Here is a 13999-nt window from a genome sequence, read left to right as displayed (position 1 = left end):
AATCTTATGGGGCTTTGACGACCTTTTCAGACTGTTCTGCCTCTACTTCAGTCACCATCTTTTCGGAAGTTCCCGCATCACCCATGGACTTTTCATCGACAGGCTTTTCATACACAAGATAGGGCGACGCAAACTCAGCAGAGCTTAACCCCTCCAGCAACTCCTCCAGATGATCAGGACTTTCCACCGGACCAATCCTCACCCGATACAGCGGTTCTGGTGCATCCCCCTTGACCACTTTCGCCTGGACTCCCGCCCGGGAAAAGAGATCCCGACGTAATAGCTGCGCATTATGGTAGTTTTTAAAGGCGGCCAGTTGCAGGTAGAGCAACTCTCCATCCCGTTCATGGGCGGGAGAACGGGCAAAGATCTCCGGGTCAATGCCTTCTATTGCCACATTCGCCAGCCCTGAATCAGCAAACCCCAGCTTTTTTGCCGCAACATAAGAAAGATCGATCAGTCGGTCACCATGAAATGGCCCACGGTCATTGACCCGCACCACCACCGACTGACCATTCTCCAGATTAGTGACCTTGACATAGGAGGGCAATGGCAATGTTTTATGGGCCGCCGTCATCTTGAACATATCATAGATTTCACCGTTGGCCGTCTGCTTCCCATGAAACTTGGTGCCATACCATGAAGCCTCGCCCTTTTCTGCATAACCATTGGCAGAGGCCATCGGCTGATAGTGAATCCCACCCAGGGTATAGGGTGTATTTTTAACAGGGACCTGTATCGGCGATGGGACTGCATCGGGAATGGTACTGATATCAACGGAATCCGCCGGTGGGCCATCCTGAACCTGTGGACTACTGCTACAGCCAACCAGGGCTGATAGCATGACGGCCGGCACCAGCCGGAACCCCCGGGTGTTAATTCCCACGATTTTCTTCATTGATACCAGGCCTGAGAGACCGGCTCCAGATCGTCCCATTTGATCAAACACACTTTTCAACGTTAACAAATAATATTCCTGAGGGTTCGTTATCAATCAACCGGGAAGCCGCCGAAGGCTCACCTTACAGTGAGCCTTCAGCAAAGATCAGCAAACTAGGAGGCTGACCGAGAATAGACTGCCCTAACGGCAACTGCTCCTGCGTTGCTCTAGCTCCTGCATCCATGCAGTCGTGCGGTGGCAGAAAATTGGTCTAAAAATCCGCTTTTGTTCGGCAAATAGCCCCGCTATTCACCTCACAAAACCGAATTTTTATCCTCAATTTTCTGCCATCCTCGCTACGGGGTCGCCTAGACGGGCGCTATTCTCGGTCAGCCTCCCAGGGAAAACCATCACCCCTGTTTACCTTTCGCAACCTGCTTTTGCAATGCCAGAGACCGTTTATAACTGTCCTTCACTTCTCTGGACAACTGATAAACGGCAAGGGCATACATCTGGCTACGGTTGTAGCGGGTAATAACATAAAAATTATGCAGTCCGACCCAATACTCCGCGCCAGCACTGCCTTCATGTTTCATTGCCAGAACTTTAGAGGATTTCGGTACCATTTTCGGCACAGCCCACCCGGCTTTTTGCACAAGACTCAGTTTTTTGTCCGGTTTCAATCCTGAAGAGACGATCTGCTCATGCTTAACGCCTGAAACCTTTGCCTGAACTGCCACACCACTGCCGTATTTCCAACCGTGTTTTTGCAGATAGTTGGCAACACTGGCGATGGCATCTTCATCGCTTAGCCAGATATTTGCCTGCTGATCGCCGGTATAATCAACCGCATAGGCACGGTAGCTGGACGGCATGAATTGTGGAATGCCCATGGCTCCGGCATAGGACCCGGTCAGTTCATCAACGTCCAGATTCTGTTCACGGGCGAGCAGCAGAAAATTTTTCAGCTCTTTGCGAAAAAACTCACCTCTTCGGGGAAAGTCAAAGCCCAGCGTCGTGAGCGCATCCAGCACTTTAAAGCCACCGGTCTGCCGACCGTAATAGGTTTCTACACCAATAATCGCCACAATAATATTGGCTGGCACCCCCAACTCCTGTTCAACACGGGCCAGGGTTTCGGCATTTTCTTCCCAGAAGCTGACACCCTTCGCTATTCTTTCTGGCGTGATAAATATCTTGCGATAGTCTTTCCACTCCAGAGTCCCTTCTGCCGGACGGCTGATCAGCTCCAGTGCCCGCTCGGAACGCTCCGCCCCGGACAGAATATCCTCAAGCTCTGTCCTGGAAAAACGGTGTTGAGTTACCAGCTCATCAATAAAAGCATCAACATCCTGCCTGCCCAGATAGTCACTGTCGTGATTTTCCTGGGCTAGTGCCCAGGTGACAGGTGTAGCAACCACAGCAGCCATCAGCAGGCCACCACGAAACATTCGACGGAATACCCCGGGAAAATTTTTCATGTATCCGTACCTATTCAAAAATAACAAACTCAGGGTTCTCACAAACACCAAAACAACTACAACAATACATAACCCAACCTGCCTCTACATTAATCGACAGTGGGTTTGAATTCTATGGAAGAAAGGTAAAGATCTATTGGGAAGCCCTCAGAAAAGAGCGATGGGTATGTATCGACATCAGAAAACCAAAACCGGCCAGCAGGGTCACCAAAGAAGTCCCCCCCCGGCTAACCATGGGTAATGGAACACCCACTACTGGCAGGAGTCCACTGACCATCCCGATATTCACAAAGATATACACGAAAAACGTCAGAGTAATACTACCTGCCAATAAACGACCAAAGAGCGTCTCGGCATTCAGGGTGATGAACAGTCCCCGCCCCAGAATCAGGGTATACAGGGCAAAGAGCACCAGACACCCCATCAGGCCAAACTCTTCCGCCAGAACGGCAATGATAAAATCCGTATGGCTCTCTGGCAGAAAATCAAGATGCGATTGCGTGCCCTGTAACCAACCCTTGCCATAAAGCCCACCGGAACCAATAGCAATGGTGGACTGGATGATATTCCAACCGGCTCCCCACGGGTCACTTTCAGGGTTCAGAAATGTCAGCACTCTCCGCTTCTGATAGTCATACATAAAGAACTGCCAAAACACATAGATCGCTGGTACCGCAAGACAGATAGCAGAAAATATCATGCGCTTGCGCAAACCGGCCAGCAGCAGCACAAACAGGCCCGAAGAGCCAATCAAAATAGACGTGCCAAGGTCAGGTTGTTTGGCAATAAGTACCACCGGCACAGCAATAATAATCAGTGAGAAAATCACATCTTTAAACGAGGGAGGCAGTGGACGCCTGGCCAGAAAAGCTGCCATGGTAATCGGCATAATCAGCTTGATCACTTCCGATGGTTGAAACCGGAAACCCGGCAGCTGAATCCAGCGTTGTGCACCTTTGGACTGTACGCCCATAAACAGAACGGCCAGCAATAGCAGCACCCCTGCCACATAAAACCACTTGGCCCACTGCATCAGCACCCTTGGCGGAATCTGGGCCACGATCAGCATGCCGGTCAGACTGATGCCCAGGTAGGTTGCCTGTCGAATAACAACCGACATATCCCGACCGGTAGCACTGTAAAGGATAAAGAGCCCCGCACCACAGAGTAAAAGCAGAAACCCGAGCAACATAAAATCAATATGCCAGCGCATGGACAATCCCGGGCCGCGGCCAAACCCGTGGAGATCGATCTGGCGAACAAAATCCTGGTTGGCCATTATTTCTCTCCCTTCACTTGATGGCTGTTGGCCGTTAATCTTGGCAGCAGGTAGGAATCCATAACCTTTCTGGCGACATTGGCAGCACCATTGCTGTTTTCCAGAATAACAGCAACGGCAATCAGGGGATCTTCTACCGGTGCAAATGCGACAAACAAACTGTGATCCCGCTCGAACTCTTTTAGCTTCTCAGCATCGTACTCCTCTCCCTGGGGAATACTGACCACCTGTGCTGTCCCGGTTTTACCGGCCATACGATACTTGAGTCCCCGACCGATTCGCCAGTGTGCGGTTCCCCCAGGAGAGTGAACAACATCTTCCATGGCTTTGATGATGAGTTCCCAGTTCTTGGCTTCCGCCTCGGGAGTCCAGCCAATGGTGATGTCATCCCCCCAGAATTCCCCCTGGATTTCAGGAATATCCTCTTTCACCAGACGGGGCTGAACATACTTGCCACGGTTGGCGATAAGCGCCGTTGACTCTGCCAGCTGCAAGGGGGTTGCCAGCATATACCCCTGCCCGATGATCGCAATCACTGTTTCACCCGGATACCAGGGCTGACCATAGGCACCTCGTTTCCACTCACTGGAGGGCAAAAGGCCCGGACGCTCTTCCCTTATATCAATGCCGGTTTTGTGGCCAAAGCCGAATTGATCAGCAAAATCATGGAGATTATCGATACCCAGCTTCCCGGCCTGAATATAGAAATAGGTATCATTGGATGCCGATATCGCGCGGGATAAATCAACCCAGCCATGACCGGAACGTTTCCAGTTACGAAAACGGTGATCACTGCCCGGTAGCTGAAACCAGCCTTTATCAAAAATTCTATCCTCTGGTTTGACGATATCATTCGCCAGCAGTGCCAGCCCCATCACCGGCTTTACTGTGGAGGCGGGTGGGTACTCACCTAATGATGCCCGATTGTACAACGGTCGCTCGATATCTCTGTTGAGCGCATTGAACGTTTTACTATCAATCCCCGTCACAAACAGATTGGGGTCAAATGATGGATTGCTGGCCATTGCCAGCACCCCGCCGGTTTTCGGGTCCATGGCCACCAAAGCCCCTCGGCGGCCATTGATTGCATCAATAGCCACCTTTTGCAGCTCACTGTCCAGATAAAGGTTAAGATCCTGACCTGCGTGCGGGCTAACTTTTTTCAACACGCGCAATACCCGGCCACGGGCATTGGTCTCTACCTCCTGATGACCGGGTTTACCCAGAAGTACCGACTCATAGGCGCGCTCTACACCAATCTTGCCCGTGGTATGAGTCCCGGAGTAGAGAGCCGGGTCCAGACGTTTCAAATCCCGATCATTGATTCGGCCTACATAGCCGATGCTGTGGGCAAAACGCTTTCCTTCGGGGTACTGCCGAATCAGTTCAGCATTGATATCCACCCCCGGCAAACGGAAAAGATTCACCGAAATCCGGGCAATCTCTTCGGCAGTAAGATCAAACTTCAGAGGGACCGCTTCATAAGGTCGGCGTCGCTTAACCCGTTGATGAAAACGCTGCAGCTCACCGTCGGTCAGAGACAAAATATGACCAATATCATCCAGTAAACCAGCAAGATCTTTGGTCTGCTCCCGAACAATCGACAATATATGGCTGGGCTTGTTAACGGCAAGAAGCTTGCCATTGGTGTCGTATATCAGGCCACGGGTAGGAGGGATTGGCTGAACCAGTACACGGTTCTCATCCGATTGCGTGGACAGCTCATTGTAGCGAACAACCTGAAGATAGAAGAGGCGGGAAACCAGCCCCATAGCAAGGAGCACCATAAAGCCAATGGCAACCCAAATCCGGATATTTACCAGTCTTTTTTCTGCCCCATGGTCCTTTAAGGTATCCTGCGGCATGTTATATCTCAGTCATCAGTTTTACTTATGGTAGGGATGATTGTGAAGAATGCTCCAGGCTCTGTAAACCTGCTCAGCCACCACAACCCTAACCAGCGGGTGCGGCAATGTTAATGGCGACAATGACCAGCGGAGATCCGCCTTTGCCAGGCATGAGGCATGCAAACCCTCCGGCCCGCCGACCAGCAAACTGACATTGCGGCCACTGTGTAACCAAGCCCCCATATTGTCCGCCAGCTTTTCTGTACTCCAGGCCTTGCCCATAATTTCCATGGTGACCACCAGGTCGCCTGAACCCACAGCAGCGAGCATCTGGCCAGCCTCTTTCTCCTGAAGGCGATTAATGTCAGAGCCTTTACTGCGCTTACCGAGAGGAATCTCAACAAGCTCCAGTTTCACGTCCGCACCAAGCCGACGACTGTATTCCCTGTAGCCCTCTTCAACCCAACCCGGCATTTTTGAGCCAACCGATATCAGCCGAATCCGCATCAGGAGGGCTCAGCGACAACCAGGTCAGCACTGTCCCAAAGTCTTTCCAAGTCATAGAACTGGCGGGTAGCAGGCAGCATCAGGTGGACAACGACATCACCAAGATCCACCAGAACCCACTCGGACTTGTCCTGACCTTCAACCCCTAACGGTCGAACACCCTGTTTCTTACACTGCTCAATGACATTATCCGCCAGCGACTTGACATGACGGTTGGAGGTACCACAGGCAATCACCATAAAATCGGTAACACTGGTTTGACCCGAAACATTCAAACAGGTGATTTCATTACCTTTTACTTCTTCGATAGCTTCGACAACAAGCTGTTTTAACTCATCAGAATGCATAGACTGCAAAATTAACCTCGTATTGACGATCCGGCAGAGCATGGTTTGTTACCCTGTGCCGAATCAGGCCATTTAAACAGGGCAGGCTCTCAGCATTAATCATAGAAGTCAATGCCCGATACGCACCAGAGGCGGAAATCCACTATCAGAGCAGTATCACTGGCGAATATGGCCATCCCCAAAAACCACATACTTTTGCGAAGTCAGCCCTTCCAGGCCGACAGGCCCACGGGCATGGATTTTGTCGGTAGAGATACCAATTTCAGCACCCAGACCATATTCAAACCCGTCGGCAAAACGGGTGGATGCATTCACCATAACTGAGCTTGAATCCACTTCCCGCATAAAGCGGCGGGCACGGGTAAAGTCCTCAGTGACGATGGCATCGGTATGATGAGAACCGTAGCGATTGATATGAACGATGGCTTCATCCATATCCAGAACCACTTTAATGGCCAGAACGGGACCAAGGTACTCTTCTGACCAGTCTTCTTCTGTTGCCGGTACCGCACCGGGCAGAATCTCACAGGTAACGGGGCATCCCCGCAGCTCAACCCCCTTCTGGGAATAAAGTCCTGAAAGCTCCCGCAGCAAAGGCTGAGCCACATCCTGATGCACCAGCAGCGTTTCCATGGCATTGCACACACCATAGCGATGGGTTTTCGCATTCATGGCAATCCGGACGGCCTTGCTGTGATCGGCCCGATCATCCAGATAGACATGGCAGACACCGTCCAGGTGTTTAATCACCGGTACCCGGGCGTCAGCACTGATGCGCTCAATCAGTCCCTTGCCACCACGAGGTACGATCACATCGACATACTCAGGCATGGTGATCAGCGCACCGACAGCGGCACGGTCAATAGTTTCAACCACCTGAACCGCATCTTCAGGCAACCCTGCCTGGGCCAGTCCCTGCTGAATACATCGGGCAATAGCCTGATTGGAGTGAATGGACTCACTGCCGCCACGGAGAATAACCGCATTGCCAGATTTCAGACACAGGCTTGCTGCTTCCACGGTAACGTTTGGACGGGACTCATAGATAATGCCAATGACGCCCAGAGGCACCCGCATTTTGCCTATCTGAATACCGCTGGGTACATACTTCATATCATCAATTGTGCCGATGGGGTCTGGCAGGGCTGCCACCTGACGGAGACCTTCAATCATGGTATCAATTCGGGCATCGGTCAGTTCAAGGCGATCGAGCATGGCGGCATCAAGCCCACGTTCCCGGCCAGCGTCCAGATCCCGGGTATTGACAAACTTCAGCTGAGAACGATCCGCTTCCAGTGCGTCTGCTATCGCCAGAAGTGCCCTGTTTTTTATCGCAGTATCAGCAACAGCCATCTCCTTACTGGCCTGCCGGGCTCTCTGGCCCAGTCCATGCATGTACTCCGTCACTTGATCAGCCAATGTCTTTTCTCCCGGCAACTTGCATCACCACTATCGTTAATTCTCTGCAATAAAAGGCTGCAAAACAGCCATATTATCAGTCCGCAATCGGCATGGTAAATTCAAATATCGTCCCGCCTTCCGGGTGACGCTGGAATGTCAACCGACCACCATGAGACTGTATAATGGAGTGACATACCGTCAGCCCAATACCCATACCATCCACCTTGGTGGTGTAAAACGGCGTAAACAGTTTTTCTTCGGCATCATCTGCCAGACCATGGCCACGGTCAATGACCGACACTTTGACAAAGTTATCATCCAGCTTTTCGGTGCGAACATAGACACCGATACTGCGGGTCTCCATATCTCTCATCGCTTCCATGCCATTACGAATCAGGTTCAATGCCACCTGCTGGATCTGCACAGGGTCAACCTTCACATTCGGAAGCCCCTCTTCCTGCTCCAGATGGATTTCCATATGGTTGTTACGGGCGTCAACTTCGGCAAGCTTGTAGGTATCCTGAATCAACCGGTTGGGATCGACGCTGCCCAGAACATGGTCCGGTTTCTTCACAAAAGAACGAATACGGGCAATGATTTCCCCGGCCCGCCGGGCCTGGGTATTGACTTTTTCCATGGCCTCGGAAAGACCAAGGTCATCCGCCAATTCCAGCCGGGCCAGCATTCTTCTGGCCACCTGGGCGTAATTGGAAATCGCGGTCAATGGCTGATTTACCTCGTGGGCAAAGCCAGCGGCCATCTCACCCATGGTGCTCAACCGAGAGACATGGGTCAGCTGCTCTTTCTGGCTTTCCAATTCATCCAGGGCCTTCTGCAGGGCTTCCTGCTGCCTTTTTTTCTCGGAAATATCCCTGAACACAACCACTGCGCCAGTGGGGGCACTGTTTTCCATAATCGGCGTACAGGAAAAATCCACCGGAAATGGCGAACCGTCACTGTGCAGGAACGTGGCATTTTCAACGGTTTTACTGACACCTTTGCTCAGGGATACCTCAATCGGTGCCAGTGGCCCTGATGGGGCATCTTCACTCCCTTTCATCAACTGAATCAGGTTCTGCCCCGTCAGTTGTTCTATGGACCAGCCGGTCATGGCAGAGGCTGCCGGGTTGGCAAAGGTGATCAGTCCCAGTCGATCAAGGCCGAATATCCCTTCATTCATACTTTCCAGAATGCGGGCCTTATCAGCCTCCAGCTGTCGATTTCTCGCGGAAAGCGCCTGTTCAAGCTTATGGATTTTCAACTGGGTCTGTACCCGGGCAATGACCTCTTCCGCTTGAAATGGCTTGGAGATAAAGTCCACTGCGCCGGTTTCCAGGCCCCTGACCTTGTCTTTGGTATCATCCAGGGCGGACAGGAAAATCACGGTTATATTGCGGGTTTCCGGGCTTTCCTTCAGCCGTTGGCAAACCTCATAGCCATCCATGCCGGGCATCATTATATCCAGCAACACTAAAGCGGGTTTTGCCTTGACAGCGATCCTGAGAGCACTCTCTCCATTTTTGGCAATAAGAAGCTTATAGCCACGGCCACTGAGGGTTTGCAGTAATACCTGCAAATTGGTCGGATTGTCATCCACAAGAAGAATACGCTCTTCTTCATGCTGCTCTACAGGAGCTTCAGCCAGATACATCGTCAGCAGACCCTGATTTCAGAAGGTTCATCAATGTAAAAATAGACGGAAATAAGTGGCTTATCTTACTATAACTTCGGCTTTTATCAGAGACCTTACTGCCATCAATCACTCTGGCCAATGTTTTCGACGTTGAGAATTTTTTTCCTGAGTTCTCTTATTCATGTTTCAATAGAGCTATTTCCCGTATTGATCCAATGGCGTTGAATGGCCCGTGATCATTAACTCATAACGACCGAGTGCTTATGAAAATACTATTGATTGGTGGTACCGGGCTGATCGGCCAGGAAGTACAGCGGTTGTTCCTTGACAAGCAGATCCATTGTATCGCTCCGAAACGGGATGAATTAAATCTGGACAATCCTGAGTCCATTGATGCCTGCCTGAAAAATTACCAGCCAGATATCGTGGTCAACTGTGCAGGTTATAACGATCCGGTTAAGGCCGAAAACGAGCCCTCCAAATGCTTCCGGATAAACCGGGATGCCATGGCAACACTGGCGGATGGCTGCCACCGACAGCAGGCCATTCTTGTCTATATTTCCACCTACCGTATTTTTGATGGCAGCAAAAAGGAAGCTTATACCGAAAAAGATATACCTAACCCTGCCGGTGTTCTGGCCACCAGCCGATGGCAGGCAGAACAGCAAATCAGTGAGCGCTGCCCAAGGCATATCATCCTCCGTCTATCCTGGGTCATCAGCCACCGACGCACCAACCTTTTAAAGTACCTTCTGGATCAGATCAGCAAAGAGCAAGAGGTTGCCGTGGTATCCGATCAACAGGGGTGCCCGACCCCCAGCGACGATGCGGCAAGAGTTATTGTCGCGATCATCCAGCAACTGGGCTGTGGGGCTGAACCCTGGGGTACTTATCATTACGCTGGTGCAGAGTCTATCTCTGAAAACCGTTTTGCCGAGGTGGTGATTTCTGAGGCATCGCAATTTCAGGACCTGAAAATCCGAAAACTGCGTATGGATAAATTGAACGATCGTAATGGTATTCAGGCACCAGCCAATGCAACCCTCTCCTGCCGGAAAATTTTAAGTACCTTTGGCGTTCATAATAAACCCTGGAGAGGAGCACTCGCACGGATGATCAGAAGCTATTATGAAAGCGGTAACACTGAAATAACGTCATGAGGATAGCTATTAATGCCCGGTTCTCTTTTCTCTGCAAAACTCTATAAGACTGAACAGCTCAGTGCCAATACACTGCAGCTGAGCTTTGAGTTGGCACAGGACGAAGGAGCGAGTTTCAATTTTATTGCCGGACAGTTTGTGCAGCTGCAGTTTGAAATGGATGGAAAACTTCATAAACGAAGTTATAGCATTGCCAACGCACCGGAGGACTTTAAGGCAACCGGCCTGCTGCAAATAGCGCTCAGCCTGGTCAGTGGTGGGGTTGCTTCCGGGCTTTTCCAGAAAGCCCCAGCCGGAACCGAACTGGATATTTCTGGCCCGTTCGGGGCCCTCACGCTGCCGGACACCTTTCCCGGACAGCTTCTTCTGGTGGGAACTGGCACAGGGATTGCCCCCTATCGAAGCATGATTCCGCAGTTGAAAACGCTTAGCGATAAAGGAACAGCTGTCACCGTTGTGAAGGGCTTCAGATATCGTGAGGAAAGCATTTATTCTGAAGATTTTGCCCAACTGCCAAACTTAAAGTACCGCACCTGTTTAAGCCGTGAGTCCACCGTAAATACAGCAAACCATGAGTTTACGGGCCACGTGCAAGACCAGTTTGACGCCCTCAACCTGGATCCTGAAAACGATGTGGTTTATCTCTGCGGAAATCCGGGCATGATTGATGATTGCGTGACTCTGCTCAGAGACAGAGGGTTATCCCCCCGGCAAATCAAACGGGAAAAATACGTTTACTCCGGGCACTGACTCCGCTTTTCAGCCCAGTTTGTCAGCTCAAGAGCAACCAGTCCCCAGAATAAACCAAGGCACAATCCCGTCATAACGTCGCCAAACCAGTTAACCTGCAAAACCAACCGGGCAAAAGCATCACTCATCACCAGCCCCAAAGCGACACTGGCCGATAGCCATTGGACTTTAAATGGACGGTTTACTGCTACCGGGGCAACAAAAGAAAACAGTACATAGACGATGACTGTTGCATGCACAGAGGGGAAAGCATAAAGATCAAGCCATGTCACAGACCTGTCACTGTCTGCCAGCCAGTTGATAAGCCAGACAGAGCAAACCATTAATACACCACCAAAAAGCAGACTGAACAGAGTGGCAACCCGATTAGAACGGTAAAGCCAGAATAAGCCACCTGCAGAAACAATACCCAAAACAGGAATACTGCCAATCTGGGCCACCCAGTACATCACCTTTTGCAACCAGGGCAATTGAACCGCTTTCAGCCATTGGTCAACACCTTGATTGACGCTCTCCAGCAACCCTGCCCGGTGAGCAGTAATCAGTAAGGTAAGCAGCCCTGATATCAGCACCAGATACCCGATAAACCGGGGCTTGAAGTGACGATGAGCACTGATCAGCAATGGCGGAAGCAGGATGGCAACACCGGTAATGGCTGACAACACAACCAACAATTGATCGGGCACTTTATCATGCCACTGAAGTGCGGCTCCCGTCAGATAACCCGGAAGCAGGTAAACCGGAGACCAGGCAAGGGCGGAGAGAATATTAACCGTAAAAAAGTACCTGGGAACCATACCCATCATACCTGCTACTGCCGGTATGATGGGGCGGACAGGACCAACAAAACGCCCGATCACAATGCTTAAAAAACCATACTCCCTGAAGAAATCCTCACCACGTTCCAACCATTGAGGATGACGATTAAATGGCCACCAGCCCCTGACTCGCTCGTGGTAATGATAGCCAAACAGGTAACTGACCCCGTCCCCGACAACAGCTCCCAGAAAAGCCCACAGGAGGATTGGATAGATAGAAATGGAAGCCGCCCCGGCAATAGCCGCTAATGCAAACAGCAGGGCCACACCCGGCAGAACAATACCCACCACAACCAATGATTCCAAACAGGCCACCATTGCTACAGCAGGACCAATCAGGCCAGTGTTCTGCTGTAACCATCTATGAATGGCATCAAAATAAGCGTTATCCATGATTTATCGCGGCCTTGGTGGGAAATACCTTGCTATCGATCCGGGCTGATGTGTTATCAGAATTAGACTACAGTTTCATTCTAATAGACTAACGGGCAATGATGACATCGGAACGTTACCAGAAATATTGCCAGATGCTTGATCGTAAACAGCCAGAGCTTACCGTTTTAACCGGCCAGATTCATAAACCCACAATTTATCAGCTATAACGGGCAATGGGCTAATAATCCTTCCTGCTGATACAGCCTGATTTGCAAAGCAGGCCTGAGCGTTTAAACTGCGCCAGTTTTACCGGGTAAATGCGGGCCTGTTGTTACCCGATAACCCAAAGCATCAACACAATATCTGCCGCCAATCTCAACAACGGTATGCAGCCAGGGAGTTACAGGATGAGTGATGTACTGGAAGAACTGATAAACCAACTGAAACTGGAACCGATTGAAAACAATATATTCCGGGGCCAGAGTCAGGACCTTGGTTGGGGGCGGGTATTTGGTGGCCAGGTATTAGGCCAGGCGCTGTCTGCGGCGAGGCAGACGGTGGATCCAGAACGTCATGTTCACTCCTTCCATAGCTATTTTCTTCGCGAGGGCGACAGCAGCAAGCCGATTGTCTACACGGTGGACTGCATTCGCGATGGCAGAAGCTTCAATACCCGCCGGGTAGTCGCCGTGCAAAATGGACGCCCTATTTTCCATTTGTCCGCATCCTTTCATTTAAACGAAAGTGGGTTTGAACATCAGGACCCGATGCCAAACGTCATACCCCCGGATGAAGCCCTGAGCGAAAAAGCCCTGATTCAAAGGCACAGCAACCTGATTCCCAAGCCGCTGCAAAAACGACTGCTCAGCGATACCCCCATTGAGATTCGCTTTGCTGACCCGGTTGATCCAATGGCAGAAGACACCAGGGCACCACATCATAAAATCTGGATAAGAGCCAACGGAAAACTGCCCGATAATCCCGGACTGCATAAATACCTTCTGGCCTATGCCTCAGACTTTCAGTTCTTACCCACCAGCATGTATCCCCATGGGGCTGCCGCTTTCCAGAAACCCGTTCAAATAGCCAGTCTGGACCATGCCATGTGGTTCCACCGCCCATTCAGGATGGATGAGTGGTTACTGCACTCTATTGAAAGCACCCATGCCAGCGGTGCCAGAGCGTTGGTAAGAGGCCAGATATTCAATCAGGCTGGAGTAATGGTAGCGTCTACCATCCAGGAGGGGCTGGTCAGGCCGATCAGGGTTCAGACCAAGGTCTAAAGGAAGAATGAGCTGACCGCTCATAAACTTTTAATTGTTCGCTATTGAAACCTGGACCACCAATCAGCCCCTGCCTTTGCTGTTTGGTGGTTTTTTTTGTCCGGATGTAGGACATGGAACCAGGCTCTGGATACCTGAGTAGCCAAAAGTGGTCATTAGTACGATAGTAAATCCCCCTTGTTGAAGGTTAAAATCCCAGCCCGGATATTTCATCAACTGCCCCGAATCCAGCTGGGGG

General features: G+C 50.9%; 12 protein-coding genes. 3 read left to right on the top strand and 9 right to left on the bottom strand.

Annotation, left to right across the window (positions count from 1 at the left end):
* Positions 1-4: 4 nt before the first annotated feature.
* The 8 genes from CX664_RS27755 to CX664_RS06915 form a co-directional block, all read right to left on the bottom strand.
* Entirely contained in the window at positions 5-898 is an 894-nt protein-coding gene (locus CX664_RS27755; RefSeq protein WP_180966403.1) for a septal ring lytic transglycosylase RlpA family protein, read from the bottom strand.
* Between the two features lie 392 nt (positions 899-1290).
* On the bottom strand, positions 1291-2361 hold the full coding sequence (mltB, locus tag CX664_RS06945; protein ID WP_101746031.1) for a lytic murein transglycosylase B: 1071 nt from the start codon (positions 2359-2361) through the stop codon (positions 1291-1293).
* Between the two features lie 133 nt (positions 2362-2494).
* Positions 2495-3640: a rod shape-determining protein RodA gene (gene rodA, locus CX664_RS06940; protein WP_101746030.1), complete on the bottom strand. Its 1146-nt coding sequence runs from the start codon at positions 3638-3640 to the stop codon at positions 2495-2497.
* Positions 3640-5505, bottom strand: coding sequence for a penicillin-binding protein 2 (gene mrdA / locus CX664_RS06935; RefSeq protein WP_101746029.1), 1866 nt, complete (start codon positions 5503-5505; stop codon positions 3640-3642). The genes rodA and mrdA overlap by 1 nt, the downstream gene beginning before the upstream one ends.
* 21 nt (positions 5506-5526) lie before the next feature.
* Complete coding sequence (gene rlmH, locus CX664_RS06930; protein ID WP_101746028.1) at positions 5527-5994, bottom strand: 23S rRNA (pseudouridine(1915)-N(3))-methyltransferase RlmH; 468 nt, start codon at positions 5992-5994, stop codon at positions 5527-5529.
* Entirely contained in the window at positions 5994-6341 is a 348-nt protein-coding gene (gene rsfS, locus CX664_RS06925) for a ribosome silencing factor (RefSeq protein WP_101746053.1), read from the bottom strand. Before rsfS ends, rlmH begins: the two co-directional genes overlap by 1 nt.
* A gap of 156 nt (positions 6342-6497) precedes the next feature.
* Entirely contained in the window at positions 6498-7736 is a 1239-nt protein-coding gene (locus CX664_RS06920; RefSeq protein ID WP_101746052.1) for a glutamate-5-semialdehyde dehydrogenase, read from the bottom strand.
* 100 nt (positions 7737-7836) lie between these two features.
* On the bottom strand, positions 7837-9393 hold the full coding sequence (locus CX664_RS06915; protein ID WP_101746027.1) for an ATP-binding response regulator: 1557 nt from the start codon (positions 9391-9393) through the stop codon (positions 7837-7839).
* Between the two features lie 245 nt (positions 9394-9638).
* Between CX664_RS06915 and CX664_RS06910 the strand changes: the two genes are divergently transcribed.
* Both CX664_RS06910 and CX664_RS06905 read left to right on the top strand, forming a co-directional pair.
* Positions 9639-10535, top strand: a complete 897-nt coding sequence (locus CX664_RS06910; protein ID WP_101746026.1) for an SDR family oxidoreductase — start codon at positions 9639-9641, stop codon at positions 10533-10535.
* Positions 10536-10547: 12 nt separating this feature from the next.
* A complete protein-coding gene (locus CX664_RS06905; RefSeq protein WP_101746025.1) occupies positions 10548-11285 on the top strand; it encodes an FAD-binding oxidoreductase in 738 nt (245 codons plus the stop codon).
* On the opposite strand, the gene CX664_RS06900 is transcribed toward CX664_RS06905, so the two are convergent.
* The gene (locus CX664_RS06900) at positions 11270-12496 is read right to left on the bottom strand and encodes a VTT domain-containing protein (RefSeq protein ID WP_101746024.1); all 1227 of its coding nucleotides are present in this window, start codon (positions 12494-12496) and stop codon (positions 11270-11272) included. The genes CX664_RS06905 and CX664_RS06900 overlap by 16 nt on opposite strands.
* Positions 12497-12885: 389 nt before the next feature.
* On the opposite strand from CX664_RS06900, the gene tesB reads away from it, so the two are divergent.
* Complete coding sequence (gene tesB, locus CX664_RS06890; RefSeq protein ID WP_101746023.1) at positions 12886-13761, top strand: acyl-CoA thioesterase II; 876 nt, start codon at positions 12886-12888, stop codon at positions 13759-13761.
* Positions 13762-13999: the final 238 nt, after the last annotated feature.

The sequence above is a fragment of the Endozoicomonas acroporae genome, assembly GCF_002864045.1.
Taxonomy (GTDB): Bacteria; Pseudomonadota; Gammaproteobacteria; order Pseudomonadales; family Endozoicomonadaceae; genus Endozoicomonas; species Endozoicomonas acroporae.
This window is presented reverse-complemented; position numbering and strand designations above follow the sequence as displayed.

Excerpts from the sequence above, each read along its gene's own strand:
- rodA (WP_101746030.1), bottom strand. The coding sequence starts at position 3,640 with ATGGCCAACCAGGATTTTGTTCGCCAGATCGATCTCCACGGGTTTGGC.
- CX664_RS06920 (WP_101746052.1), bottom strand. The coding sequence starts at position 7,736 with ATGCATGGACTGGGCCAGAGAGCCCGGCAGGCCAGTAAGGAGATGGCT.
- mltB (WP_101746031.1), bottom strand. The coding sequence starts at position 2,361 with ATGAAAAATTTTCCCGGGGTATTCCGTCGAATGTTTCGTGGTGGCCTG.
- CX664_RS06905 (WP_101746025.1), top strand. The coding sequence starts at position 10,548 with ATGCCCGGTTCTCTTTTCTCTGCAAAACTCTATAAGACTGAACAGCTC.
- mrdA (WP_101746029.1), bottom strand. The coding sequence starts at position 5,505 with ATGCCGCAGGATACCTTAAAGGACCATGGGGCAGAAAAAAGACTGGTA.
- CX664_RS06900 (WP_101746024.1), bottom strand. The coding sequence starts at position 12,496 with ATGGATAACGCTTATTTTGATGCCATTCATAGATGGTTACAGCAGAAC.
- tesB (WP_101746023.1), top strand. The coding sequence starts at position 12,886 with ATGAGTGATGTACTGGAAGAACTGATAAACCAACTGAAACTGGAACCG.
- rlmH (WP_101746028.1), bottom strand. The coding sequence starts at position 5,994 with ATGCGGATTCGGCTGATATCGGTTGGCTCAAAAATGCCGGGTTGGGTT.
- rsfS (WP_101746053.1), bottom strand. The coding sequence starts at position 6,341 with ATGCATTCTGATGAGTTAAAACAGCTTGTTGTCGAAGCTATCGAAGAA.
- CX664_RS06915 (WP_101746027.1), bottom strand. The coding sequence starts at position 9,393 with ATGTATCTGGCTGAAGCTCCTGTAGAGCAGCATGAAGAAGAGCGTATT.
- CX664_RS27755 (WP_180966403.1), bottom strand. The coding sequence starts at position 898 with ATGAAGAAAATCGTGGGAATTAACACCCGGGGGTTCCGGCTGGTGCCG.
- CX664_RS06910 (WP_101746026.1), top strand. The coding sequence starts at position 9,639 with ATGAAAATACTATTGATTGGTGGTACCGGGCTGATCGGCCAGGAAGTA.